We start from the raw sequence: 24,213 nt of genomic DNA, 5'->3' as shown, positions 1-24,213 counted from the left end.
CGGGAGCACCGAAGCGCCGGAGCGGCGAGGCGCACACGTGGCGCGGCGGCGGCGAAGTGGGAGCGGAGCGAGAGAGGCGTGCGATGACAGCAGCGGGTGAAGGCGCGTGAGCGAGGGAACGCGGCGCGGCTACGCCAAGGGCCGGGCCAAGCGGACCGAGATCCTCGACCAGGCGATGACCCTGTTCGGGGAGGCCGGCTACCGGGGCGCGTCCCTCCGCGTGATCGCCACCCGCTGCGGCATCTCCCACCCGGGCCTCCTGCACCACTTCCCGACGAAGGAGGCCCTGCTCCTCGCGGTGCTCCAGCGGCGCGACGACGTGGACGACGAGTGGCTCGCCCTGGGCGTCACCCGGGGCGTCGACCATCTGCGCCGGCTGGTGGACCTCGCGGAGCTGAACGCCAAGCGGCGCGGGATCGTCGAGCTGTTCTCGGTGGTCGCGGCGGAGGCCACCGCCCCCGACCACCCGGCCCACGCCTACTTCGAGGCGCGCTACCGCACGTCCGTCGCCAACACCGAACGCGCCTACCTCCAGGCCCGGGACGCGGGCGAGCTGCGCGACGACGTGGACCCGGCGGCCGCCGCGCAGCAGTTGATCGCCCTGATGGACGGCCTCCAGATCCAGTGGCTGATCAGCGACTGCGCGACGGACATGGCGGGCGTCCTGCGGGCGCATGTGCAGGCCCAGTTGACCGTACGGTTCTGAGTTCCGGCCCGCGCGACCCGCCCAGCCCCCGCAACCCGCCCAAGCCCCGCAGCCCCCGCAGTCGCTACAGCCCCCGCAACCCGCACAAGCCCCGCGGCCCCCACAGCCCCCGCAGTCGCTACAACCTCTTCAGCGTCCAAGGCTCCGAGACGGAGACGGAGAGGAAGCCGCCGCCCGGCACGACGGTCACGCCCCGGAAGACGCCCTCCAGGCCGACGGCACGGGCCTCGCCCCCGTCTGCCCGGGTGAAATACAGCCGGCCGTTCGCAAGGGAGCCGTCCCAGGCGAACGAGAAACGGGCGGGGCGGTCGAAGAACACGACGTCCTCGCACTTTCCGGACAGGGTGTCCGTCAGTACGGGGAGCTCGGCCGTGTCCACGGCGCGCAGCCGCCAGCGCGCGAAGCCCGTGCCGACATTCCTCCCCGGGCTGATCCGATGGACCCCCACGTGATTGCAGTGGCTGGGCACCAGCACTCTGCGGGCCCGGGGGCCACCGGTGCGGAGCAACTGCTCGCCGTACGACCTGTACGTGGCCGTCCGCTTCCCCGCGTACAGCTGGAACGACGTGGTGACGCCGCCCTTGAACTCCAGCACGACGGGCCCCGGGGTCCCGGCGGGCCTCGGTATCCTCACCTCCCGGCCCCGCCACCCGCTCGCCCTGAACCGCTCGTCGTCCGACATGGGATCCCCCTCCGCCCACGGGTCCTGGACCGTGGCGCCGCTCCGATCCAACCAGAGCCCGACAGCCCGTACGCCGCCTGGGCGACGGCCGGCGTTCCGGAGCGGCCCCAGGCCGTTCAGATGCTCGCCCGCTCCACCGCACCGCTCACTCGCTCCACCCCTCGCCGGTCCGCGAGACGTGCCATGACCAGGCAGTACAGCGGTGCGAAGACCAGCTCGACCACCATCGCCTGCCACGGCGCGTCGGCCGCCGTCTCGGCGGAGGCGAGTTCGCCGAAGCCCGTCGCGAGGCCCAGGGCCAGGAGGTTGTTGGCGACGTGCAGGGTGATCACCGCCTCAAGGCCCCCGGTACGGATCACCAGCCAGCCCCACCACAGCGCCGAGTAGAGCAGCAGGATGAAGCCGGAGAGCTCCCCGAACCCGTGGGCCAGGGCGAACAGGAGCGAGGCGAGGACGATCGCGGGCCACGGGGACCGCACGACCCGGCCGATCACCTGGACCAGCCAGCCCCGGAAGACGTACTCCTCGGCCGCCGCCTGGAACGGGACCAGCGCCCCCAACACGGCCAGGCTCACCAGGAAACCGGACCAGCCCGGCCAGCCGTCCCCGGTCGGCTCGCCCGCCTCCGATCCCCAGGTCCATGCCAGCAGGATCCCGAACTGCACGATGATCAACGGGAAGGCCACGGCGGCGCACAGGCCCAGCCAGCGCCAACGGAGCCGGCCGACGACCGAGGAGAGCGTGCCCGCCGGCCGCTTGCCCAGATAGCGAACACCCCACAGGACCGTGGGGATGCCTATCGCGAGGGCGCCGAGCTGGAAGGCCATGTCGGCGGTCGGGTCCGCGAACAACATCCCGCCGTCCGTCGACTCGGGGGCCGCGCCCAGCACCTCCGCCATGGTGAAGCCGATCACGGAGACGACGAAGAAGCCCGCCATCAGCAGGAGCAGGACGAGCAGCAGCTCGCCGAGCCAGCCGAACCTGCCTCCCCGCCCGTTGCGGCCCTGCTCGTCGTAACGGGACCCGGCCTCGGCCCGTACGGGACCGGGCGCGGGACCCCACCCCTGCGGAGGCCCCCACCCTGGAGGCGGCCCCCACCCCTGGGGAGGCGGCCCCCACCCCTGGGGAGGCGGCCCCCATCCCTGTGGAGGGGCCTGCCCTTGAGGCACGGCCTGCCCTTGAGGCGGGACCCACCCCTGCGGAGGGACCGCCCCTCCAGGTCGGGCCCACCCAGGCGAAGGGGCCTGCCCTTCGGGCCCGCCCGGGTCGACAGTCCCGGCAGGCCCGCCCTTGTCGGCAGGCCCGCCCTGGTCGGCGGGGCGGCCCTGGTCGGCGGGGCGAGGGGGCGGGCCCCAGGGCGGGGGCACGTCAGGGTTCACAACGATCGCCTTCTGAGTAATCCACACATGCGGACGGTCCGGTCCGGCCCGGTCCGTCAGCACGTCTCTCACGTCTCTCATGTCTGTCCGGGCCCGCCACGCTCGGCATGCACGTCACGTCGGGGCACGGCTCCCCATTGATGCACGTCAGGGCCACGATGACCACCCGCATCGCGACGAAGATCCAGAGGATCCGAGCGAAACTCCAGCGACGCGCGCGAAGCTCCCGTCGAGCCCCGGCGCCCGGCGGGAGCCTGCGGGGCGGGCAGCCCCTCGCATCTCCGTCTGGCGGCGATACGGCCCCCTGGCAGGCGGGCGCATCGTTTTGCGCGCAGGCAGGATGTGGCGCATGCCGACAGAACCCGCCATCGCCCAGTTCAGCATCTACGACGCGGCGTACCAGGATCAGCGGTACCGCCTGTACGAGCAACTCCGCTCGACCGAACCCGTGTTCTGGCACGAGGAGTCCGAGTCCTGGTTCATCACCCGGTACGGCGACGTGTCCACGTACCTGGTGGGCGACACCTTCATCACCAGCCCGCTGATCACGAACAAGATGAAGAACGTCCCGCCGGGCGAGGAAGGCGACTTCCAGGACATCATCGATGTGATCTCGACCTGGATGATCTACAACGACCGGCCCGTGCACACCCGGCTGCGCTCCCACATGAACCGGGCGTTCTGGGCGAAGGAAGTCGACCTGATCCGGCCCGAGATCCAGCGGATCGTCGCTGATCAGCTCGACGGGGTGCTCGAACGGAACGGCACGTCCTTCGACTTCGTCAAGGAGATCGCCCACCAGATCCCCGCGCTCGTGCTGTGCCGGATGCTGGGCATCCCGGGCGAGGAGGTGCAGCGATTCATCGGCTGGTCCGACGACATCGCCGCCTTCATGCAGGACTTCGTGGTGAAGCCGGCCCCCGACCGGGAGATCAGCGCGCAGACGCGGCGCAGTCTCGCCGAGATCGTGGACTTCCTGACGCGCGCGATCAAGGAGCGGCGGGAGAGCCCCAAGAACGACCTGCTCACCCGCCTCATCTCGGAGAACCCGGACGAAGAAGGGCAGTTGGCCGACGCCGAGATCATCCGGCAGACGATCCACCTGATCTTCGGCGGGCACAAGATCCCGCAGTTCCTGCTGAGCAACTGCCTGCATCTGCTGTTCACGAACCCCGACGAGTTCGCGGCCCTCAAGAAGGACCCCGAGCTGACCCCGGCGACCGTCGAGGAGTGCATCCGCGTCGAGTCCCCGATCCAGTACATCACCCGGCACGCCAAGGACGACGTCGAACTGCACGGGAAGAAGATCCGGGCCAACGACTCCGTGTACTTCTTCCTGGGGTCGGCCGGCCGCGACCCCGAGGCGTTCGAGGACCCGAAGGACTTCCGGCTGGACCGGAACGGCAAGCGGCACCTCGGGTTCGGCGGCGGCTACCACGCGTGCATCGCGGCGGCGTTCGCCCGCGTGGAGGTCGAGGAGGTCATGCGCGGGATCATCGCCCGGATTCCGGGCATAGCCCCGCGGTACGACCTGTCGAAGCCGCAGTGGACCGCGAACCCGACCTTCCACGGCATCGTGACCATGCCGGTGGAGATCGAGGACTGACGATCGGAAGACCCTCCCCCATGGCTGACCAGTCGCCGGGCGACCGCGACACCACCGTCGCGGTCGCCCACACCTCTGCCCCCGCCGCCGACACGGAGGAGGCCCACGACACCGCACTCGTCGTCGCCCACGAGATCTTCGGCGTGAACGACCACATCACCGTCGTGGCCGACGCCCTGCGCCGCTACCGCTGCGACGTGTTCACCCCCGACTTCAGGCCCGTGCCGAAGGCGTTCGGGCGGGCCGAGGAGCCGGCGGCGTACGAGGACTTCATGCGGAACCTCGGCGTCGAACCGATGGGACGTGCCCTCGCGCGGTACGCCGCCGAGCTGCGGCCCCGCTACCGCCGGGTCCTGGGGGTCGGTTACAGCGTCGGGGCCACGGCCACGTGGCTGGCCGCGGGGACGGGGGCACTGGACCGGACGGTGTGCTTCTACGGTTCACGGATCCGCGACCACCTCGACGTACAGCCGCACGGCGGCTGCCTCTTGGTGATCGCCGAACACGAAGTCAGCTTCTCCGGAGCGGAGTTCGCCGCACGCGTGGCCGGGCGCCCCGGTGTGACGGCCGAACTCCACGCCTGTGAACACGGGTTCTGCGACCCGGACAGCCCGCACCACTCGCCGGAGCACAGCGCGGCGGCCTGGCGGTCGGCCGTCGACTTCCTCGGGCTCTCGGGAGGCAGGTGAGATGTCCTTCCGGGTGTGGCTCTCCGCCAGGTTCTTCCTCTTCTTCCTGACCTGGAGCGTGTACCTCTCCTACTGGGGGATATGGCTGCTCGACGCGGGCTTCGGCGGAACGGACGTCGCGCTGATCGTGACGTCCGGGCTGATCTCGCGCTCCCTCTCCGTGGCGTTCCTCTACCCGCTGCTGTGCCGGCTCGCGTCCCTCAGGACGCTGGCGCAGGTGCTCGCCTGGGGCTCGGCCGTGACGAGCCTGCTCTACCTCGGGGCCCCGAACCTGGCGTCGATGGTGGCGGTTTCCGTACTGGTAGGGGTCTGCTACCCGCTGATCATGCCGCTGAGCGAGACCCTCGCCACGATCGGCGCGGAGAGCGGTCAGGCGGACTACGGGGCCGTACGGTACTGGGGTTCGGCCGGCTTCATCGTCGGCCTGGGGCTCTGCGGGCTCGTCGACGGCCGGTACGGGGCGGACGCGCTGGTCTGGGTGTTCATCGCGGGGTGCGCGGTGATGGCCGTCGTCGGCGTGTTCCCACCGTCCGGCGTCGTGCTCGGCCTGACGCCTCCCGCCCGCGCGGCGCGACGCACCCTGCTCGCCCATCGCCCGTACGCGCTGATCCTGACGATCTCCGTCCTCCTCCAGGGCTCCCACGGCATGTATTACGCCTTCGGGGCGGCCTACTTCGGCGGGCTCGGGGTCTCCCCCACCGGGGTGAGCCTGCTCCTGGTGCTGGCCGTGGCGGCGGAGCTGCTGCTGTTCAAGTACGCCGTGCCCCTGCTCGGCGGCCGGTCCGTCCCGGCGCTGTTCGTGCTGGCCGCGGCGGCGTCCGTACTGCGCTGGGGCGTCCTCGCGCTGCCGTTGCCGCCGGCGGTCCTGGTGCTCACACAGGTCCTGCACGCCGGTACGTTCGCGCTCACGCACTTCGCGCACGCGCAGGCGGTCCGGCTGCATCTGCCGCAGAACCTGTGGGCCACCGCGCACGGCCTGTACGCCGCTGTCGCGATGAGCCTCGGCACGGCGGCCATGACGGCCATCGCCGGTCCGCTGTACGCGAGTTCGCCCCGCCTGGCGTTCCTGGTGATGGCGGTGCTCTGTGTGCCCTGTCTGCTGCTGGGCCGGACGCTGGCCAGGTCGCTCCAGGACGCCCGGTCCCAGCCGCTCCGGCCAGGGCCGACAGCCGACGCCCTCGACTGACCACCACCGCCACCACCACCGCCCCTCGCGCCAGCCACGCCACGACCGACGCTTCCCCTCTGCGGCGGGGTGGGCGATCGGCCGCCGCCCGCCGCCGTGAAGACCCGACCGGAGGACTCGCATGCTGCTGGACCTGAACCCGACCGAAGGCGGCCCCGCCCTGCCGCCGGGGCACCTCGTCTTCGACTTCAACGGCACGCTCCTCGACGACAACGCGGCGCGGCTGCGCGCGCTCAACGACTCCCTGGCCGCGCTGGGGGTCGCGCCGATCGGCATGCCGCAGTACCGGCAGACGTTCTGCGTGCCCGTGCCCCGGTTCTACGCCAGGCTGCTGGGCCGGGCGCTGACCGCCCAGGAGTGGGAGCTCGCGGACGGGATCTTCCAGCGGCGCTACCCCGCGTACGCGCGAACCGATTCGGTGCTGATGAACGGCGCGGCGGAGGTCCTGGCGGCGTGGGCCGACGCGGGCCACTCGCAGTCCGTCCTCTCCCTGCACACCCACGCGGAGCTGCTCCAGGAGGTCGAACGGCTGGCGATATCCCCCTACTTCACCCTGGTGGACGGCAGACGCGGGCCGACCGGCGGGACCAAGGCGGACGCCATGCGCCGGCACCTGGAGCTCCTCCCCGTCGACGTGACCCGGGTGGTGGCCATCGGGGACACCCTGGACGACGCCCTGGCGGCGCGGAACGCCGGCATCCCCGCCGTGCTGTACTCCGGGGGCGCCCAGCTGGGCCAGGACCTGGCGTCCGCCGGCGTACCGGTGGCCGGCTCGCTGCGGGAGGCGGTCGATCTGGCGAGAGTGCGCCTGGGCATGCTGCCCGGCACCGCTTCAACTCTGGTGCACTGATGGGGCACGTGTGCCTGACGCAACCCTGGCGCGGGACCCACCCCGGCGCACGGACCCACCCCGGCGCACGGACTCGCCCCGGCGCAGGGACTCGCCCCTTGCGCACGGATTCACCCCCTGCGAGCGGATTCACCCCCTGCGCGCGGAGGGCGTCCGGTCGCCGGCCGGTACGTCGCGCCGGACCGGCGGCGGCTTGGGGATCATCCCGCGTTCCAGGATGCCGTGGTGGTGGATCAAGTACCCCGCGTGCAGGCGGTTCTTGGCCCCGAGCCGCCGCATGATCTCGGAGACGTGGCGCTGGCAGGTCCGCAGCGACATGCCCAGCCGCCGGGCGATGATCTTGTCCTCCAGCCCCTCCACCAGGAGGTGGAGGATCGTGGTCTTGACCTCGTCGGAGGTCCGCTCGATGACGGCGGGATCGTACTCGGGACGGAACAACGTGGCCCGGCTCCACGCCCGTTCGAAGGCGGTCTGCATGAAGGAGACCACATGGGGGTCGCGGACGATCACCGCGCCGTCCGAGTCGCAGCGGAGCGCCGTCACGGCCACCTGGCCGTCGAAGAGCAGCAGCCGCATGAAGCCGTCGCTACGGGTGCGGACTTCGGCTCCCCGCCCGGTGAGGTACTCGACGAAGTCGACTGTCGCCGGGCTGAACCGGGCCGTGTGCTGGTAGAGCGTCCGCAGCCGCACGCCGCGATCCAGCAGCTCGTCGGTACGCCGCCGCGACTCCTCGAGCACTGCCTCGGGCCTCGCCCCGCCCGGCTGCGAGGTGATGATCTCCTGCGTGGCGAGGGCGGCGAGTTCGGTGATGGCCCGCCGGACCATCCCCAGGTCGCGGATCACCTCGACGGCGGCCTCCTGGGCGGCGCAGAGCGCGGCGCGCCGGTGGACGACGGTCAGCTCCGAGTAGACCTCCCGTACCGCGTCGACCTCGAACTGCCGGTCGTTCAACTCCCGGACGATCGGGCCGAGGTAGTGCGCGCGGGCGCTGTCCGGGGCGACCGCGAGGAGCATTCCGGCGGCCAGCGAACCCGGGCACAGGAGTTTCAGCCGTGCGAGTTCAGCGATGGCGGCGCTCAGCGGCTCGGCCCCGAGCCCGGCCCGGGCGCGGAACTCGTCGATCGGCTCGGCCTTCGACCGTCCGGCCAGCAGACGGTAGACACCCCGCGCGTCGGCACTCAGGACGGAACGGCCCACCGCGCCCGATAATCGGGGTATATCCATTTTTTGTCCCCCCACGGCTTCACGCAATGCGCAAAGACGCTACCCCTGTGCCCTGTGCGCAATCCTGTAGGTCGGACAGGCTGGCGGGTATGCGAACCGCCTCCGCCCCACGACGTAGAAGCAGCAGGTCACCCGCGACGCGTGCGGCCGCGCGCCGCACGACCGACCTGGGATGGGGTACGGGCCTGACGCCCGGGCCCGCCGCCTGACGCCGCCGCCCCGGCCCCACCCGCGTACGACTCCACTCCACTCCACTCCACCACTCCCCGCCCCCTCCTGCCTACCGCCGCCCGCCCGGCACCCCCACGGACGTCTGCTCACATCCGCACGAGCGCCGCACGACCAGGCGGGCCGGGAACGTACGGACCCTGTTGCCCGCGTCCTCGTCGGCCGCGGGCGCGTCCAGCACCAGGGAGACGGCCGCCCGTGCCATGGCCTCGGCGTCGGAGGCGACCGTGGTCAGCGGCGGATCACCGAACGCCGCCTCCGCGATGTCGTCGAACCCGGCGACCGCCAGCTCCTGCGGCACCCGCAGACCGAGTTCCCTGGCGGCCCGCAGGACGCCGAGCGCCTGGTCGTCGGTCGTGCAGAAGACGGCGGACGGCCGGTCCCGCCGCCGCAGGAGGCCGAGCGCCAGGTCGTAGGTGCGGAACCGGTCGAACGGCGACTCGACGAGCAGCCCGTCGACGGGCAGACCGGCTTCGCCCATCGCCTGCGCCCACCCCTCCACCCGGTCGACCACGGGGTCGCCCGGGGCGAGCGTGGCCGCCGACCGGCCGAAGCAGGCGACCGTACGGTGGCCGTGCGCCAGCAGGTGCCGCACCGCGAGCCGGGCCCCGGCCACGTCGTCGGTGACCACCGCCGCGTTCGCCGGGTCGTCCGGACGCCGGTGCAGCAGGACCACCCGGGGGCCGCCGTCCCGGCCGTAGGTCTCGGCCACCTGCTGCGCACCGGTCTGGCTGATGAGGATGAGCCCGGCGACCCGCATGCCGAGAAACGCGTGGGTGTAGTGCTCCTCGCGCTCACCCACGTAATCCGAGTTGCCGATGAGGACGAGCTTTTCCCGCTCGAAGGCGATGCGTTCCACGGCGTGCGCCAGATCCGCGAAGAACGGCTGTCGCGCGTCGGGCAGGACCATGCCGAGAAGGTCCGTGCGACGCCGCGCCATCGCCTGGGCCATCCGGTCGGGTCGGTAGCCGAGTTGTTCGATCGCGGCCCTCACCCGCTCCCGGGTGGCCGGGGCGACCGGCCGGGGGCCGTTGTTGATGACGTAACTGACCACAGCGGTGGATATCCCCGCCAGGGCTGCCACTTGATCGCGCGTCACATGGGCCACGCGGCGAGAGTAGCCGTCCACCGAATGGGACGGGTCTGGGCGTTGACGGAATATCGCGGAGTTCGCGCCGAATGCCCTCCCTGTCCACCCCTCGCTTCGCCGCCTGGCGGAGATACGACCCGCGCCACGGCCGCGATCGAGCCCGGGCCGGCGGGACCGACATCCCACGCAACACGAACACCCGTTCACTTCACTCCAGTTGACATGACAGACTGCGTCAACTGATGGGTTCACACCACGTGTACAGGGAGTTCGGTATGACGGCCGAGAAGTCTCACCCCCCGATCGACACCAGCAGGCCCCACTCGGCACGGGTCTACGACTCCCTGCTCGGCGGCAAGGACAACTACCCCGTGGACCAGGCGGTCGCCGAGCGCCTGCCCATCGAGGCGAAGATCGGCGCCCGGCAGCAGCGTTCCTTCATGAACCGGGCGACGGCCTGGCTGGCGGGCGAGGGCGTGACGCAGTTCCTGGACATCGGGACGGGCATCCCCACCGAGCCGAACCTGCACCAGACGGCCCAGGAGATCAACCCCTCCGCGCGGGTCGTCTACTGCGACAACGACCCCATCGTCCTGCGCCACGCCGAAGCGCTGCTGGTCAGCCGGCCGGAGGGCGTGACGGACTACGTCCACGCCGATGTCCGCGAGCCCGACGTCATCCTCGACGCCGCACGCAAGGTCCTGGACTTCGACCGCCCGATAGCCCTCTCCCTCCTCGGCCTCCTGCACTTCCTGCCGGACGCCGAGGACCCGATCGGCATCGTGCGTACGTTCACGGACGCCATGGCGCCCGGCAGTTACGTCGTGCTGTCCCACGGCGCTTCCGATGTGGACGAGGAGATCGGGCAGCAGAGCGAGGACGAGTACCAGAAGGGTGGCATCCGGCTGGCCCTGCGGAGCCGCAAGGAGTTCTCGCGGTTCTTCGAGGACCTGGACATCGTGGAGCCCGGGCTGGTGGAGGCCCCGGAGTGGTTCCAGGGCACGGACGCCCCCACCCCGGAAAAGAGCGGCCTCTACGTCGCGGTCGCCCGGGTTCCGTAGTCCGGTTCCGCCCCGCCCGCCGTCGCCGTCGCCACCGCCCGCTTCTCCGGCCGTGGCGGCCGCGACGGCGGCGAAGCGCTCCCGCCAGGGCGGAGGCTCGGGAGCGGCATCGGCCCGGGCCTGCACGTCGGCCCGGAGGGCCCGCCGCTCCTCCCGGTGACAGGACCCGAGGGCACCGAGGCGTGGTGCGGGGGATGGATACCGGGAAGAAACGACCTCTTACATGCTCCCTGCCTCATGGATGATCGCGGCTCCGGCCAACCACATGAAGAGGTAGCAGGTCATCAAGAGCCATGAGGTCGTTTTCCACAGTGCCGATTGCTGTCTGCTTCGTCGGCTCCAAGCAGGAGCGGCGGCCATCACCGCGGCCGTCGCGAAGCTGTGAAAGGCCCACGTCTCGCCCGATGTCAGCGGGATGGTGTAGCCGCCCTCCTGTGCCATGCCGACGAACACCATTGCTCCCCACATCAAGATCGCGGAGACGGTCAGCCGAACGCCTTGCGTGATGTGCGTTCGCCATTGCGGGCGCACGTGCGCGGGATCGGGTGTGAACAACCCTGGGCTCAGCGTCGGTACGGGTGTGGGTGGGGGCATCGGCATCCGTCTGGGGGGCGGTGAAGGAGCCACTGCCATCCGGAGGGCGATGCGCATCGATTCCGCGTCGGGGTAACGCTGCTCGGGCAGCTTGGCGAGCGCGCGGGCCAGCACCGGTTCCAGGCGTGGATGTGCGGAAATTCCGAAGGAGGCCAGTGTCGGCGGCGGTTCGTGCAGGTGTCGATAGGCGATCGCGAACGCGTCTGGCCCGTTGAATGGCGTCCGGCCCGTCATCATCTCGAAGAGCAGCACGCCGACCGCGTACAGATCGGACCGTCCGTCGAGATGAGCCGAGGCATGCACCTGCTCGGGTGACATGTACTGAGGAGTACCGATCGTCATCCGCGTGTCGGTGAGCGCACGCCCGGCACCGGCTGCCGCGCGGGCGATACCGAAATCCGCCACTTTCGCGATGCCGTCCCCGGCCAGCAGGATGTTCGCCGGCTTGATGTCGCGGTGGACGAGCCCCTGGGCGTGGCTGGCCGCCAATGCGGACAGGATCTGGTCCGTGATGCGGACCGCGGCTGACACGGGGAGTCCATCCGCACGAATCCGGTCCGCCAGCGAGGGCCCAGGCACCAGTTCCATCACGAAGTACGGCACCGGCGGCCCATCCGCACGCGGCTCTTCTCCGGTGTCGTGCACGGTCACCACGTGCGGGTGCCGGAGCGCGGCCATGGCCTGCGCCTCGCGCCGGAACCGCTCCGGATGGCTCGCGTCGTGGGTGAATCCGGGCAGCATTGTCTTGATCGCCACTGCCCGTGCCAGGCTGAGATCGTGGGCCCGGTAGACCTGGGCCATTCCGCCGCTTCCCAGGAGTCCATCGATGCGGTACCGGCCTCCGGCCAAGATCTCGCCTTGCGAGAACACATCGCCCATGTGACCGATCATAGGAGCAACTCGATGGCCGTGAACGGTTCATGAGCTGATGTCAGCTCATAGGCCGCCGGAGCCGACCACGTCAGCCTCCACCTCGTGACCACCGCGCCCGACTCCCCGCCCGTACGGCAGTGGGAGCAGCTCGCCGCACACCTGCCCGTCTGACCCGGACTCCCGCGCGGTACCAAGGGCCGGAAACCGCCGGCCCCCGGCGTCAGGCCGGCGCCTGGCCCGTTTCGAAGCGGCTGACGCGGTCGCCGGTGACCGTGAAGACCCAGCGCGTCCGCATCGTGCCCCAGGTGTCGTTGGTGTAGTCGACGACAAGGGTGCGGCCGTCGTCCGAGGCGTCCACGACCTCCATGCGGCCGTTCGCCTTCGGGGAGAAGATCTCCTTCTCCGTCCAGGCGGCCAGGTCCCGTTCGCTGCCGTCGTCGGACATCGTGGCGTCCTCGGTGAGGACGGCGGTGAAGGCGGACTCGTCGCCCGCGTTGACGGCGGCGACGAACCTCTCCACCACCGGGTCGCTGATCGATGCGGTCATGCTGTTCCTCCTCTGCCCCGGCCGGGAACGGGCGTCCCCGGAGATCCCTACCGAGTCTCTGCCGGTCCGCCCGCCCCCGCATGTCGACGCCTCGGCGCTGCCCCTCCCCTCCTCATCCCCCGAGCAGGGTTGACCTCAACCAGACTTGAGGTCGGAGGGTGCCCCCATGACGATCTCACCGGAACAGCGCACAGCGGTTCAGAACTGGATCAGGAGCACGGCGCGGCCCCTGACCACCGTGTCCCCCTCAGGTGCGCTGGATGACCTGAGGCCGCTCCTTGGCATGCTCGGCGAGCGGACGACCGTAGTGGGATACAGGGCCGGAACCCGTGCGGCGCACGAGCTCTTCGCCCTCCAGGTCCGCATCGCCAGGCTTCTGGTCGGTGAGGCCGGATTCCGTGCCGTCGCCTTCGACCAGGACTGGACGCTCGGCGTCCGGCTCGACGCCTATGTACGCACCGGCGTCGGAGATCCCGTGGCGCTGCTGGAGTCGGCGGAGCCCTTCTGCCGCACCGCCGAGGTCCTGGACCTCGTCCGGTGGATGCGCTCCTTCAACGAGACCCGCCCGCACGACCCCGTCCGCTTCGTCGGGGTCAGCCCCCACGAGACGGGGCCATCGGCCTACGACGCGGTGGCCGACTACGTACGCCGGGCCGCCCCCGGGCTGCTGGACGAGCTGGAGACCTGTTACGCCGACCTCCGGCCGCAGGGCGAGGTGTCCGCGCACACGCGTCGTTTCCGCGCCCTGGCGGACAGGCGGTCCTGGTGCGACCGGGCGCGAGCGGCCCACGCCCTGGTGGCGGGGGCGCCCGGCTCGGACGGACACGCCTGGGCACTCCACAACGCCCGCGTGATCGTCCAGTACCACGAGCTCCACGACCACGACGACGATCCGCTGGACCCGCACAACATGGCCTACTACGAGCGGTCCTTCGCGGAGAACGTCCAGTGGTGGCACCGGCACACCGGGCACAAGGTGCTGTTCTGGACCTCCAGTTCGCATTCCGCCAAGGCGCCCGCCCGGGCCATCAGCTTCCCGCCGGACCCGGCCGGCGCCTCACGCAACGCCGGCAGCCACCTCCACGACGGGCTCGGGGACCAGTACTCGTCCATCGGCCTCACCTTCGGCCGCGGTGAACTGGCCACGTACACCGACGCCCCGCCCCACCGGGTGCCCAGCCCCGTACCGCCCCTGGTGGAATCGGTCCTGGAGGACGACGCGACGGGCGACTACCTGCTGGACCTCCGCGCGGATGCGCCGCGGCCGGTCGCCGACTGGCTCGCCAGGACCGCCGAGTTCCGCGCCATCGGACCGCGTTACGACCCCGACGACGACCCCGCCCACCACCTGACGGGCGGTTCGCCGGCCGAGTGGTTCGACGTCATCGTGCACCGGCGGAACGTCACACCGGCCCGCCCTCTTCGGCCAGGCCCCCGCACCGGCTGAGGAAGACGTCGCGGACCCGGCAGGTCGTGTGCGCGGGCCACAGCGCGTGGACCGGCACGTCGACCGGCGGGTCCAGGTCGACGACGCGGGCCGCGCCGCCCGCCGCCGGGCCCGGGGGCGCGGTGACGAAGGCGATGCGGCCGGTCGCGGTGACGGCGGTGATGGGCGGCGTGCCCTGGACCGGGTTGCGCCGGGTGTCGGGTTCCACGCCCGCCTGTCGGCACAGGCCGATCAGCAGGTCCGTGTACGCGGACGCGCCCGGCTCCCCCCACACCGTGAGCGGCTCCCCGCGCAGGTCCGCCAGGGCCACCGCGCGGCGGGCGGCGAGCGGGTGGGCGGCGGGGACGGCGACCCGGAGGCGGTGTTCGGCGACCCGGGCGCGGGTGAGGCCCGAGTCGGCGGGCATGGACCGGCAGAGCCCCACATCGCAGGCCCCGGTGAGGAGTTGCTCGCGCAGCTCGTCCGGGAAGAGCTGGCGCACATGGGCCTGGATGCCCTCCTCCTCCGTACCCGCCCGGCTCAGCAGGTCCACCACCTCCTCGGCGGTGACGGCCGGGGTGTGGCCGATGCGCAGGTGCCCGGCCTGGCCCCGGCCGATGCGCCGGGCGCGGTCCAGGGCGGCGTACGCCTGGGCCCGGAGCGCGCGGGCGTCCTCGATGAGGGCGTGCCCGGCGGGCGTCGGCGTGACCTGCTGGTGACCCCGGTCCAGGAGCTGGACGCCGACGTACCGCTCCAGGGTGCGGATGGAGGTGCTCAGCGCCTGCTGACTGAGGTGCAGCCGTTCGGCCGCCCGGGTGAACCCGCCCTCCTCCGCGACGGCGACGAGGTGTTCCAGCTTGTGCAGGTCCAGGGTCACCCGGTCCATCCTCCCGTACGTCCGGACAGGGGATCAGCGGACCGTGTAGCCGCCGTTGGCGAAGATGGTCTGCCCGGTGATCCAACCGCCCTCGGTGACCAGGAACTTCACCAGCGGCGCGATGTCCTCGATCTCCGTCAGCCGGCCGCCCATCGCCTGCGACTTGTGGAACTCCACCCGCTCCGGCGTCTCCTGCGGGTAGAAGAACGGCGTGTCCATCGGGCCCGGGGCCACATTGTTCACCGCGATCCCGCGCGGGGCGAACTCCTTGGCCGCCGCCCGGGTGAAGTGCTCCAGCGGGGCCTTGGCGCCCGCGTAGGTGGCGTACCCGTCCGTGAAGGCGGCGAGCAGGGAGGTCACCAGGCTGACGATCCGGCCGCCGTCGTTGAGGCGGGCGCCGGCCTCCTGGAGGAAGAAGTACGCCGCCTTGGAGTTGATCGCGAACATGCGGTCGTACTCCTCCTCGGTCGTCTCCCCGATCGGCTTGCGGAGGACCATGCCGGTGGTGTTCACGGCCACGTCCACCCCGCCGAAGGCGTCGAGCGCCTGGTCGAAGAGGCTGCGGACGCCCTCGACGCGGGTCAGGTCCTCCCGTACGACGACGGCCCGGGCGCCCGTCGCGCGCACCGCGTCCGCCGTCTTCTCGGCATCGGCCGCCGAGTTCTCGCCGTGGTAGTGCACGACGACGTCGGCCCCGGCCTCGGCCAGGCTGCGGCTGATGAGGCCGCCGAGGTTCTTGGCTCCTCCGGCGACGACTGCGGTCCTGCCGTTCAGCGACTGCTGCTGTTGCTGCTTCTGCTGCTCGCTCATGGTTGCGGTCCCTTCCCTCTGGCTCTCCGGCCGCATCTGTCGATATGCGGCGTTCGTCTGTGTTCCTTGCAGTTTCCTCCTTCCACGCTAGGAGCGCGCCCCCGCCCCGGGGAAACACAAAGATCGCGTCGGTCCACCAGGAAGATGGGTCACCGCAGGTCAGCCGGGGTTCGGGCCGGCCCGTGGGGCGACCGGGAAAGTCGTTGACGTACGCGTACGGGTCACGAAGGATCGTCCCGTGACGATCAACGAGCAGCCCCCGTCCGCACCGAAGCCCGCCCCGGCACCCGCCTCGGACCCGGCCCCCGAGCAGGTCCGCCCCATCGCCCTGGTCACCGGTGTCGGACGCAGCATCGGCATCGGCGCGGGCATCGCCCGGCAGCTCGCCGCCTCCGGCTGGGACGTCGCCTTCACCTACTGGACCCCGTACGACCGGCGCATGGCGTGGGGGGCCGAGAACGGAGCCGCCGCGTCCATCGCGAAGGAGCTCCAGGACGCCGGAGCCCGTACGGCGGCGATCGAGGCGGACCTCTCCGACCCCGACGCCCCGACCCGCATCTTCGACGAGGCGGAACAGCGCCTGGGCCGGCCGGTCACCGCGCTCGTCCTGTCGCACGCCGAGTCGGTGGACTCGGGCCTCCTGGACACCACGGTGGAGGCGTTCGACCGGCACTTCGCCGTGAACGCACGGGCCAGTTGGCTCCTGGTGCGCGAGTACGGGCTCCGCTTCCGCAGCGCGCCCGGCACGGCGACGGGCCGCATCGTCGCGCTCACGAGCGACCACACCGTGGGCAACCTCCCGTACGGTGCGAGCAAGGGCGCGCTGGACCGCATCATCCTGGCCGCCGCGCACGAGCTGGCCCACCTCGGGGTGACGGCGAACGTCGTCAACCCCGGCCCCGTGGACACCGGCTGGATGGACGACGCACTCCGGCAGGCCCTCGCCCAGGGCACCCCGCTCGGCCGCACCGGCACCCCGCAGGACACCGCGCACCTGGTGGGGTTCCTCTGCTCGCCCGAGGGCCAGTGGGTCAACGGCCAGTTGCTGAAGAGCAACGGCGGGGCGGCGTCCTGAGGGGGCTGTCCACACAAGGGGGGCTGTCCACCCGACTACAGGCGCGCCCGCGTGGCTGCCTGCATGGGCGCGCCCGCGTGGCTGCCTGCCACCCGCCCCGCCCGCCGCACCGGTGCTCGCCAAGCACGCCGGGTGAGACGCCCTCTTACTCGTTACGCATTCGCAGCCCCATCACCCTTATCACGCCGAAAGGCACGACTTATGGTGTAGACCAGTGGGCCCCTTGGGGATGAACGGGTCCCGCCGCGACCCGCAGGAGCCGGGTACGTCGGTACGCGATTCCTTTTCGCGGACCGCCCCATCCCATCGATCTCCGATGCAAGGATCCCGCCCCATGCAAAAAATCTTGATGCGGTCATTCAAGTCCCCTTTCACTTCGGTGACTCCTGAAATGGTGCTTCAGCAGCGGGCCTGGAGCGGGAATTTCGGAAACTTCGTCTTCAGCGACTCGGTCCACAAGATGCTCCTCACCGAGGATCGGGACATATCGATCATCAGCGAGAAGGACGTGCACAGGGAGGCGGCCTCCACCCTCGCCGCTCGCGTCAACGACGAGTACGACATCCTGGTGCTTCCGTTCGCCAACGCGTTCCGGACGGCCTATCTGCCGCATCTCAAGAAGTGGACGCAGCTGATACGGGAACTGCGCATCCCGGTGATGGTGATCGGCATCGGCGCCCAGTCGACGCTGGAGTACGAGCTGGAGCCGCTCGCCCCGCTCAACGACGCCGTAAGGGATTTCTGCCGGGCCGTGCTGGAGCGTTCGCCGTCCATGGGTGTTCGCGGGCATTTCACGCACGCATACCTGACCAGCCTGGGAATCAAGGACGTCGACGTCATCGGGTGCCCCTCGATGTTCCGTAACGGCGACCGGTTCTCCGTGCGTGAGAAGTCCGGAACGCTGGGCGCCGACGCGCTCATCGCCGCGTCCTTCACCGAGACCGGGGCGGGGGACGCCTCGGCGATCCTGCGCTCGAACCTCCAGCGGTACCGCAACCTCCACTACATCGCCCAGGACCTCCCGGACCTGGAGATGATGTACTGGGGCGACACGTCCGAAGCCGCGCAGCTGGAGGCGGACCAGCCCCGGCACCGTACGCACCCGGTGTTCCAGGACAACCGGGCCCGGCTCTTCCTCGACCCCGTGACGTGGATCAACACCCTGGGCACGTACGACTTCTCCTTCGGCACGCGCATCCACGGCAACATCACGGCGCTGCTCGGCGGCACCCCGAGCGTGGTGCTGGCCCACGACTCCCGGACCAGGGAACTGAGCGAGTATTTCGACATCCCGCACCGGCGGCTGACGGACTTCGCCGGCCGGATCGACGTGGCGGAACTCTACGACGGGGCGGACTTCTCCGCCCTGCTCAGCGGTCACCGGCGGCGGTTCGAGGTCATCACGGGGTTCCTGGCCAAGCACGGCCTGGACCACGTGTACGCGGAGGGCGGGGACCAGGGAGCCGCTTTCGAGCGGCGCATGTCGGAGATCGAGTTCGCCCCGCCGGTCGAGTCGTGGCAGGGCGACACGGACCCAACCGGGTTCCGTACGGCCTGGCTCCACAGCAACACGATGAGGCAGAAGCGCCAACTGGCCACCGCCCGCAAGAGCATCGTCGGTCTGACGTCGCAGGTGGCCGAGTTGGAGAAGACGGTCGCCTCCCTCGACAAGGCGCTGCGGGCGCTTCAGCAGGAGCGCGAGGGGGGCCGGAAGCCGGCGTCGGAGTCACCGCACCGCAGGGCCCGCCGTGCCGTGGGGAAGCGGATCAGGCGTCTGTCCGAGTAGGGCGGCCGCGGACCCCGCCGGGGCGTGTCAGCGCTCCGGGAACCGCTCCCCGCACCGGCTGCAGAAGACCGGCGCGGGGTCCTCGGACAGCCGCCCGCACTCCGGGCAGACCCGGTCCAGCATGCAGGGCCCTTCACCACCCGCCTCGTACGGCTCACTGAGGTGTTCGCCCGACGCCCCGCCCGACGCCTTGATCGCGAGGCCGGGGCGGCGACGGTGGACGGTGAGGTACGTGAGCCCGTCCGGGCCCGCCGCCAGGGCGCGGCGGGAGGTCCGGGGCAGCCAGACGACGGTGGTGGGGGTGAGGGACAGGCCGCCCGGGCCCGTACGGAGGCGGCCGCCGCCGTCCAGCACGATCAGCAGCACGTCGAGCACGTCCTCCTGGTGCTCGCCCACCTCCGCGCCCGCCGGAAGCCGCACCACATTGGCGTCCAACTCCCGCCCCGGCTCGGCCAAATGCCACAGGGCCCCGCGCTCGTCGGGGGTGACGGCGGCGAGGATCTCGTCCAGGACGGCGAGGGTTCGGGGGGTCGCGTTCACGGCCTCCACGTTACGCCGCGAGCGCCCCGTGGCTCGCGGAGGGCGGCGGCGACCTCGCGCACGGGGAGGCGTGCGGCCGCCGGGCCGCCCCGCCGGGCGGGAGGCGTGCGGCCGCCGGTCCACGGCTGGGACCGGCGGCCGCCGTACGCGCCCGCAGGCTCAGGTCACCAGGCGAAAGCCTCCGGCGAGGGCCCCGGGCCGGGGAAGATCTCGTCCAGGCCGGTCAGTACGGGCTCCGGGAGCTCCAGCTCCAACGCGCGCAGGGCGCTGTCCAGTTGTTCGGCGGTGCGCGGGCCCACGATCGGGCCCGTGACGCCGGGGCGGGTCAGCAGCCAGGCCAGGGCGGCTTCGCCGGGTTCCAGGCCGTGCTTCTCCAGCAGGTCCTCATATGCCTGGACCTGGGCGCGGACCGTGCTGTTGGCCAGCGCGTCGGCCGAGCGGCCCGAGGCGCGGCGGCCCTCCTTGGCCTCCTTCTTGATGACGCCGCCGAGCAGCCCGCCGTGCAGCGGGGACCAGGGGATGACCCCGAGGCCGTACTCCTGCGCGGCCGGGATGACCTCCATCTCGGCGCGGCGCTCGGCGAGGTTGTAGATGCACTGCTCGCTGACCAGGCCGAGCGAACCGCGCCGGGCCGCCTGCTCGTTGGCCTGGGCGATCTTGTAGCCGGGGAAGTTGGAGGAGCCCGCGTACAGGATCTTGCCCTGCTGGACCAGGACGTCGATGGCCTGCCAGATCTCCTCGAACGGGGTGTTCCGGTCGACGTGGTGGAACTGGTAGAGGTCGATGTGGTCGGTCTGGAGCCGCTTGAGCGAGGCGTCGACCGCACGCCGGATGTTCACGGCGGAGAGCTTGTCGTGGTTGGGCCAGGCTTCGCCGTCGGCGGCCATGTTCCCGTACATCTTGGTGGCCAGGACCACCTTGTCGCGACGGCCGCCGCCCTGGGCGAACCAGGTGCCGATGATCTCCTCGGTGCGGCCCTTGTTCTCGCCCCAGCCGTAGACGTTGGCGGTGTCGAAGAAGTTCAGGCCCGCGCCGAGGGCGGAGTCCATGATCGCGTGACTGTCCGACTCGTTGGTCTGCGGGCCGAAGTTCATCGTCCCGAGCACGAGTCGGCTGACCTTGAGTCCGGTGCGTCCGAGCTGTGTGTACTTCATGACCCCCCAGCCAACTCCTTCGAGTCCACTCCAGGCAAGCACGCGTCCCGGACACGCCGGGGAGTGCGCCGGAGGGTCGGCGTCTGCCGTCAGCGACCGCCCTCCAGCGTGACCAGCAGCGTCCGCAGCAGCCGGTTCAGCTCCTCGCAGTCCGCCGCGCCCAGGTCCGCGAGCATCCGGCGCTCGTTGCGCAGGTGGCCCTCCAGCGTGGAGTCGACGGCCGCGCGCCCGGCCTCGGTCAGGGTGATGTGCAGGCTGCGGCGGTCACCGGGCACGGCCTCCCGGGCGACCAGGCCGCGGGCGTCGAGGCGGTCGATCCGGTTCGTCAGGGCGGCGGAGCTGATCATGACACTGGCCGCGAGCTCCTTGGGCGTGAGCGGGCGGTCGTTACGGCGCAGAGTGGCCAGTACGTCGAACTCCCAGCTCTCCAGGGAGTGCCCGGCGAAGAACTCGCCCACCTCCTTGCCCACCAGCCGGGACAGCCGCATCAGCCGGCCCACCGCCGCCATCGCCTCCAGGTCCAGGCCGGACCGCAGGGCGGCCCACTGGTCCACGATGTCGTCGACCGAATCCCGCATCAGCGCCTCGCCTCTTTCTCATGTACTTCGACGTCGAACTGTTTGACGTCACTATAATCCTGACGTACGTTCCCGGCATGAGCGATCAGCGCCTGGTGAGGATCTCCCTCCTCACCGCCCTCGCCCCCGCCGTGTGGGGTTCCACCTACCTGGTCACCACCGAGTTCCTGCCGCCCGACCGGCCGCTGCTCGCCTCCACCGTGCGCGCTCTGCCCGCCGGGCTGATCCTGCTCCTGCTGACCCGGGTACTGCCCCGGGGCATCTGGTGGGCGCGGGCCGCCGTGCTGGGCGTCCTGAACATCGGCGCGTTCTTCTACTTCCTCTTCCTCGCCGCCTATCACCTGCCCGGCGGAGTGGCGGCCCTCGTCATGACCGTCCAGCCGATGATCGTGCTGCTGCTCGGCGCGGTCCTGCTCGGCGCCCGAATACGCCTGCTCCATGTGGCCGCCTGCGCGCTCGCCGCCGCGGGGGTCGCGCTGCTGGTCCTCCAGCCGCAGGCCGCCCTGGACGGCGTCGGCGTAATCGCCGGCCTCCTCGGGGCCGTATGCATGGCGACGGGCATCGTGCTCACCAAGCGCTGGGGGCGTCCCGAAGGGGTCTCCCTGCTGGCGTTCACCGGGTGGCAGCTCACCGCCGGCGGCCTGTTCCTGCTGCCCGTCACCCTGCTCGGCGAATCGCTGCCGGACCGCCTGACCTGGGGGAACGTCGGCGGTTTCGGCTACCTGAGCATCATCGGGGCGCTGCTCGCGTACGTCGTCTGGTTCAACGGGATCGCGCGGCTCCCGGCGCTCGCCGCGTCGTTCCTGTCGTTCGCCTCGCCCCTGTGCGCCACGGTCCTGGGCTACCTCTTCATGGGGCAGACGCTGGGCCCGCTCCAGTTGCTGGGCGCGGCGGGCGTCGTCGGCGCGGTGGTGCTGGCCCAGCGCGGCGCGGGGCAGCCGCCCGCGGCCTCTCCGTCACATGCCGAAGGCGGCCCCCGCGGCGACGACGAGGAACATCAGTACGAGCACGGCGGCCATGATGCGGTTTCTGGTCTTCGGGTCCACCCTGCGAGGGTAACGGCACCGGGCTCCGCTCCGGCTGCCGGGCCTGTACCACCTCAGGGCCCCGGGAAGACGTAGGGCAGGTCCGGGCGTGTCCGGGGGGCCGGGCCTATCGTTGTACTACGCGGCTGCCCGCACGCCCGTGCGGCAGCGGGGAGGAGCGCCACGGTGACCATCGCACTTGACCACGACGGGACCGATATGGCCGACAGTGACGAGCTCAGCCTGGACAAGTTGTTCGAGTGGCTGGAGCGGATGCCTGTCCCCGAGGGCTACAAGGTGCAGATCGTCGAGGGGGCCATCCAGATGTCGCCACAGCGGGACGTCCACTGGGAGATCATCCGCCGGATCGTACGAGCGCTGGAGGACCGGTTCGGAATGGACGTGCGCGCCCTCTCGGACGTGCGCATCGACTTCGGCAAGGGAAACGGATTCGCCCCTGACGTGGTGAAACTCTTCGACGACGCACGCAGGACCAGCCGGGGCCGCTGGTTGCCCGAGCATGTGGAGTTCGTGGGCGAGGTCATCTCGAAGGGCACGGCGGCAGCCGACTACGGCCCCAAGAAGGCCGCCTACGCGGCGGCCGGCGTCCCCTTCTTCCTCATCGTCGACCCGTATGTGGGCCGTTGCTTTCTCCACTCCGAGCCGAAGGACGGCAGCTACCACAGGAAGCTCAGCGTCGACTTCGGCCTCGACATCGACCTGACCGGCACGTCCATGGACCTCGTGCTGAAGACCGACACCTTCCCCCGCGACTGACCTCCACCCGCCCCCGGACGCACGAAAGGCGCCCTCCCCCAGGCAGACGATTCCTGGGGGAGGGCGCCTTTCGCGTGTCTCACGCCGCCGTCGCCAGCTCCTTGCGCGGGACGAAGCGGACGTGCGGGTGGCCCGGGCGAAGGTCGACCTTCAGGCGGAGGCCGCCGACGCGGGCGAGGGCGAAGCCGACGCCCAGGGCGGCGATCACCGAGATCGCGCCGCCGGACGCGAAGCCGACGCGGGCCCCGTACGTGTCGCTGATCCAGCCGACGATCGGGGCGCCCACCGGCGTACCCCCGGCGAAGACCATCATGTACAGGCTCATCACCCGGCCCCGCATCCCGGGGTCGGCGGCCATCTGCACGCTCGTGTTCGCGGTGATGTTCGTCGTCAGGCCGAGCATCCCGATCGGGACCAGCAGGATCGAGAACAGCCAGACGGACGGGGACAGCGAGGCGGCGATCTCCAGCAGCCCGAACGCCGTGCCCGCCGCCACCAGCATCCGCAGCCGCGTGGAGCGGCGGCGGGCCGAGAGCAGCGCGCCGGCCAGCGAACCGGCGGCCATCAGGATGTTGAAGAACGAGTACATGCCCGCGCCGCCGTCGAAGACCCCGTCGGCGAAGGCGGTGAGCCAGATCGGGAAGTTGAAACCGAACGTGCCGACGAAGCCGACCAGGACGATCGGCCAGATCAGCTCGGGGCGGCCCCGGACATACGTCAGTCCTTCGCGCAGCTGCCCCTTGGCGCGGGGCACCCGCACCGAGGCGTGCAGCTCGCTCGTCCGCATCATCAGCAGGCCGACGAGCGGGGCCAGGAAGGAGAGGCCGTTGAGCAGGAACGCCCAGCCGCTGCCGACCGTGGTGATCAGGACGCCCGCGACGGCGGGGCCGATGAGCCGGGCGGACTGGAAGTTCGCCGAATTCAGGCTGACCGCGTTGCGGAGCTGCGCGGGGCCGACCATCTCGGAGACGAAGGACTGGCGGGCCGGGTTGTCGACGACGGTCACCATGCCGAGGAGGAAGGCGACCAGATAGACGTGCCAGACCTCGACGACGCCGGAGAGGGTCAGGACGGCCAGCGCGATACCGCACAGGCCCAGCATGGCCTGGCTGACCAGCAGGATCTGCCGCTTGGGGAGGCGGTCGGCGATGACACCGCCGTACAGGCCGAAAAGCAGCATGGGAAGGAACTGGAGGGCCGTGGTGATGCCTACGGCCGTCGCGGAGCCCGTCAGGCTCAGGACAAGCCAGTCCTGCGTGATGCGGGACATCCAGGTACCGGTGTTGGAGATCACGGCGCCCGTGGCGAACAGGCGGTAGTTACGGATTTTCAGCGACGAGAAGGTCCCGCCGGTCGTGCTCTCGTGGGTGGAAGTCGGTGCGGGGGCGGAGTCTGCTCCGGATCCCGTACTCAAAAGGGTTCATCTCCTCGTACGTCTGCGGCGTGCGGT

General features: G+C 71.0%; 23 protein-coding genes. 11 read left to right on the top strand and 12 right to left on the bottom strand.

The window, feature by feature from the left end; translation table 11 throughout:
* Window positions 1-106 precede the first annotated feature (106 nt).
* On the top strand, window positions 107-706 hold the full coding sequence (locus ACLJPL_RS06895) for a TetR/AcrR family transcriptional regulator (RefSeq protein ID WP_411079791.1): 600 nt from the start codon (window positions 107-109) through the stop codon (window positions 704-706).
* A 118-nt stretch (window positions 707-824) separates the two neighbouring features.
* Here the strand turns inward: ACLJPL_RS06895 and ACLJPL_RS06890 are convergent, their stop codons facing one another.
* Together ACLJPL_RS06890 and ACLJPL_RS06885 are read right to left on the bottom strand one after the other, a co-directional pair.
* Entirely contained in the window at window positions 825-1,388 is a 564-nt protein-coding gene (locus ACLJPL_RS06890; protein ID WP_411079790.1) for a hypothetical protein, read from the bottom strand.
* Between the two features lie 116 nt (window positions 1,389-1,504).
* Window positions 1,505-2,557: a CPBP family intramembrane glutamic endopeptidase gene (locus ACLJPL_RS06885; protein WP_411079789.1), complete on the bottom strand. Its 1,053-nt coding sequence runs from the start codon at window positions 2,555-2,557 to the stop codon at window positions 1,505-1,507.
* 559 nt (window positions 2,558-3,116) lie between these two features.
* On the opposite strand from ACLJPL_RS06885, the gene ACLJPL_RS06880 reads away from it, so the two are divergent.
* The 4 genes from ACLJPL_RS06880 to ACLJPL_RS06865 all read left to right on the top strand — a co-directional run bounded on the left by ACLJPL_RS06880 (window position 3,117) and on the right by ACLJPL_RS06865 (window position 7,098).
* Entirely contained in the window at window positions 3,117-4,373 is a 1,257-nt protein-coding gene (locus tag ACLJPL_RS06880; RefSeq protein WP_411079788.1) for a cytochrome P450, read from the top strand.
* A gap of 20 nt (window positions 4,374-4,393) precedes the next feature.
* Entirely contained in the window at window positions 4,394-5,062 is a 669-nt protein-coding gene (locus tag ACLJPL_RS06875) for a dienelactone hydrolase family protein (protein ID WP_411079787.1), read from the top strand.
* A gap of 1 nt (window position 5,063) precedes the next feature.
* On the top strand, window positions 5,064-6,248 hold the full coding sequence (locus ACLJPL_RS06870) for an MFS transporter (RefSeq protein WP_411079786.1): 1,185 nt from the start codon (window positions 5,064-5,066) through the stop codon (window positions 6,246-6,248).
* 121 nt (window positions 6,249-6,369) lie between these two features.
* A complete protein-coding gene (locus ACLJPL_RS06865) occupies window positions 6,370-7,098 on the top strand; it encodes an HAD family hydrolase (RefSeq protein WP_411079785.1) in 729 nt (242 codons plus the stop codon).
* A 129-nt stretch (window positions 7,099-7,227) separates the two neighbouring features.
* Here ACLJPL_RS06865 and ACLJPL_RS06860 read toward each other — a convergent pair whose 3' ends face one another.
* Window positions 7,228-8,295 (bottom strand): LuxR C-terminal-related transcriptional regulator, encoded by a 1,068-nt coding sequence (locus tag ACLJPL_RS06860; protein ID WP_411079784.1) that lies wholly within the window; start codon window positions 8,293-8,295, stop codon window positions 7,228-7,230.
* Window positions 8,296-8,602: 307 nt separating this feature from the next.
* Entirely contained in the window at window positions 8,603-9,658 is a 1,056-nt protein-coding gene (locus ACLJPL_RS06855) for a LacI family DNA-binding transcriptional regulator (protein WP_411079783.1), read from the bottom strand.
* 257 nt (window positions 9,659-9,915) lie between these two features.
* On the opposite strand from ACLJPL_RS06855, the gene ACLJPL_RS06850 reads away from it, so the two are divergent.
* Window positions 9,916-10,701, top strand: a complete 786-nt coding sequence (locus ACLJPL_RS06850; protein ID WP_411079782.1) for an SAM-dependent methyltransferase — start codon at window positions 9,916-9,918, stop codon at window positions 10,699-10,701.
* 219 nt (window positions 10,702-10,920) lie between these two features.
* Here ACLJPL_RS06850 and ACLJPL_RS06845 read toward each other — a convergent pair whose 3' ends face one another.
* Entirely contained in the window at window positions 10,921-12,174 is a 1,254-nt protein-coding gene (locus tag ACLJPL_RS06845) for a protein kinase domain-containing protein (protein WP_411079781.1), read from the bottom strand.
* A gap of 214 nt (window positions 12,175-12,388) precedes the next feature.
* Window positions 12,389-12,715 (bottom strand): nuclear transport factor 2 family protein, encoded by a 327-nt coding sequence (locus ACLJPL_RS06840; protein ID WP_411079780.1) that lies wholly within the window; start codon window positions 12,713-12,715, stop codon window positions 12,389-12,391.
* A 166-nt stretch (window positions 12,716-12,881) separates the two neighbouring features.
* On the opposite strand from ACLJPL_RS06840, the gene ACLJPL_RS06835 reads away from it, so the two are divergent.
* Window positions 12,882-14,162, top strand: a complete 1,281-nt coding sequence (locus ACLJPL_RS06835; protein ID WP_411079779.1) for an erythromycin esterase family protein — start codon at window positions 12,882-12,884, stop codon at window positions 14,160-14,162.
* On the opposite strand, the gene ACLJPL_RS06830 is transcribed toward ACLJPL_RS06835, so the two are convergent.
* Both ACLJPL_RS06830 and ACLJPL_RS06825 read right to left on the bottom strand, forming a co-directional pair.
* A complete protein-coding gene (locus ACLJPL_RS06830) occupies window positions 14,119-15,018 on the bottom strand; it encodes a LysR family transcriptional regulator (RefSeq protein WP_411079778.1) in 900 nt (299 codons plus the stop codon). The two genes, ACLJPL_RS06835 and ACLJPL_RS06830, sit on opposite strands and share 44 nt — an antisense overlap.
* A gap of 33 nt (window positions 15,019-15,051) precedes the next feature.
* Window positions 15,052-15,828 (bottom strand): SDR family oxidoreductase, encoded by a 777-nt coding sequence (locus tag ACLJPL_RS06825; protein WP_411079777.1) that lies wholly within the window; start codon window positions 15,826-15,828, stop codon window positions 15,052-15,054.
* A gap of 238 nt (window positions 15,829-16,066) precedes the next feature.
* Here ACLJPL_RS06825 and ACLJPL_RS06820 point away from each other — a divergent pair, with 238 nt between their 5' ends.
* Both ACLJPL_RS06820 and ACLJPL_RS06815 read left to right on the top strand, forming a co-directional pair.
* Entirely contained in the window at window positions 16,067-16,903 is an 837-nt protein-coding gene (locus ACLJPL_RS06820; protein WP_411079776.1) for an SDR family oxidoreductase, read from the top strand.
* Between the two features lie 391 nt (window positions 16,904-17,294).
* Window positions 17,295-18,689 (top strand): polysaccharide pyruvyl transferase family protein, encoded by a 1,395-nt coding sequence (locus ACLJPL_RS06815; RefSeq protein WP_411079775.1) that lies wholly within the window; start codon window positions 17,295-17,297, stop codon window positions 18,687-18,689.
* A gap of 27 nt (window positions 18,690-18,716) precedes the next feature.
* On the opposite strand, the gene ACLJPL_RS06810 is transcribed toward ACLJPL_RS06815, so the two are convergent.
* From ACLJPL_RS06810 to ACLJPL_RS06800, 3 genes are all read right to left on the bottom strand, one after another.
* Window positions 18,717-19,229, bottom strand: a complete 513-nt coding sequence (locus ACLJPL_RS06810; RefSeq protein ID WP_411079774.1) for a hypothetical protein — start codon at window positions 19,227-19,229, stop codon at window positions 18,717-18,719.
* 164 nt (window positions 19,230-19,393) lie between these two features.
* On the bottom strand, window positions 19,394-20,383 hold the full coding sequence (locus ACLJPL_RS06805) for an aldo/keto reductase (protein ID WP_411079773.1): 990 nt from the start codon (window positions 20,381-20,383) through the stop codon (window positions 19,394-19,396).
* An 89-nt stretch (window positions 20,384-20,472) separates the two neighbouring features.
* Window positions 20,473-20,961 carry a MarR family winged helix-turn-helix transcriptional regulator gene (locus ACLJPL_RS06800; protein ID WP_411079772.1) on the bottom strand — a complete coding sequence of 163 codons (489 nt, stop codon included), beginning with the start codon at window positions 20,959-20,961 and terminating at the stop codon, window positions 20,473-20,475.
* A gap of 77 nt (window positions 20,962-21,038) precedes the next feature.
* On the opposite strand from ACLJPL_RS06800, the gene ACLJPL_RS06795 reads away from it, so the two are divergent.
* On the top strand, window positions 21,039-22,082 hold the full coding sequence (locus ACLJPL_RS06795) for an EamA family transporter (RefSeq protein ID WP_411079771.1): 1,044 nt from the start codon (window positions 21,039-21,041) through the stop codon (window positions 22,080-22,082).
* A 123-nt stretch (window positions 22,083-22,205) separates the two neighbouring features.
* Window positions 22,206-22,763: a Uma2 family endonuclease gene (locus ACLJPL_RS06790; RefSeq protein WP_411080034.1), complete on the top strand. Its 558-nt coding sequence runs from the start codon at window positions 22,206-22,208 to the stop codon at window positions 22,761-22,763.
* 79 nt (window positions 22,764-22,842) lie between these two features.
* Here the strand turns inward: ACLJPL_RS06790 and ACLJPL_RS06785 are convergent, their stop codons facing one another.
* The gene (locus tag ACLJPL_RS06785) at window positions 22,843-24,177 is read right to left on the bottom strand and encodes an MFS transporter (RefSeq protein ID WP_411079770.1); all 1,335 of its coding nucleotides are present in this window, start codon (window positions 24,175-24,177) and stop codon (window positions 22,843-22,845) included.
* Between the last annotated feature and the right edge of the window lie 36 nt (window positions 24,178-24,213).

This window comes from Streptomyces sp. cmx-18-6, assembly GCF_046548915.1.
Lineage (GTDB): Bacteria > Actinomycetota > Actinomycetes > Streptomycetales > Streptomycetaceae > Streptomyces.
Note: the sequence above shows the minus strand (reverse complement) of the source record. Positions and strands in the feature narration are given on the sequence as shown.

Bases quoted from the DNA above. Each gene is read 5' to 3' on its own strand.
- ACLJPL_RS06880 (WP_411079788.1), top strand. From the start codon at position 3,117: ATGCCGACAGAACCCGCCATCGCCCAGTTCAGCATCTACGACGCGGCG.
- ACLJPL_RS06815 (WP_411079775.1), top strand. From the start codon at position 17,295: ATGGTGCTTCAGCAGCGGGCCTGGAGCGGGAATTTCGGAAACTTCGTC.
- ACLJPL_RS06865 (WP_411079785.1), top strand. From the start codon at position 6,370: ATGCTGCTGGACCTGAACCCGACCGAAGGCGGCCCCGCCCTGCCGCCG.
- ACLJPL_RS06840 (WP_411079780.1), bottom strand. From the start codon at position 12,715: ATGACCGCATCGATCAGCGACCCGGTGGTGGAGAGGTTCGTCGCCGCC.
- ACLJPL_RS06890 (WP_411079790.1), bottom strand. From the start codon at position 1,388: ATGTCGGACGACGAGCGGTTCAGGGCGAGCGGGTGGCGGGGCCGGGAG.
- ACLJPL_RS06805 (WP_411079773.1), bottom strand. From the start codon at position 20,383: ATGAAGTACACACAGCTCGGACGCACCGGACTCAAGGTCAGCCGACTC.
- ACLJPL_RS06850 (WP_411079782.1), top strand. From the start codon at position 9,916: ATGACGGCCGAGAAGTCTCACCCCCCGATCGACACCAGCAGGCCCCAC.
- ACLJPL_RS06870 (WP_411079786.1), top strand. From the start codon at position 5,064: ATGTCCTTCCGGGTGTGGCTCTCCGCCAGGTTCTTCCTCTTCTTCCTG.
- ACLJPL_RS06825 (WP_411079777.1), bottom strand. From the start codon at position 15,828: ATGAGCGAGCAGCAGAAGCAGCAACAGCAGCAGTCGCTGAACGGCAGG.
- ACLJPL_RS06790 (WP_411080034.1), top strand. From the start codon at position 22,206: ATGGCCGACAGTGACGAGCTCAGCCTGGACAAGTTGTTCGAGTGGCTG.
- ACLJPL_RS06835 (WP_411079779.1), top strand. From the start codon at position 12,882: ATGACGATCTCACCGGAACAGCGCACAGCGGTTCAGAACTGGATCAGG.
- ACLJPL_RS06795 (WP_411079771.1), top strand. From the start codon at position 21,039: ATGAGCGATCAGCGCCTGGTGAGGATCTCCCTCCTCACCGCCCTCGCC.
- ACLJPL_RS06800 (WP_411079772.1), bottom strand. From the start codon at position 20,961: ATGCGGGATTCGGTCGACGACATCGTGGACCAGTGGGCCGCCCTGCGG.
- ACLJPL_RS06845 (WP_411079781.1), bottom strand. From the start codon at position 12,174: ATGGGCGATGTGTTCTCGCAAGGCGAGATCTTGGCCGGAGGCCGGTAC.
- ACLJPL_RS06875 (WP_411079787.1), top strand. From the start codon at position 4,394: ATGGCTGACCAGTCGCCGGGCGACCGCGACACCACCGTCGCGGTCGCC.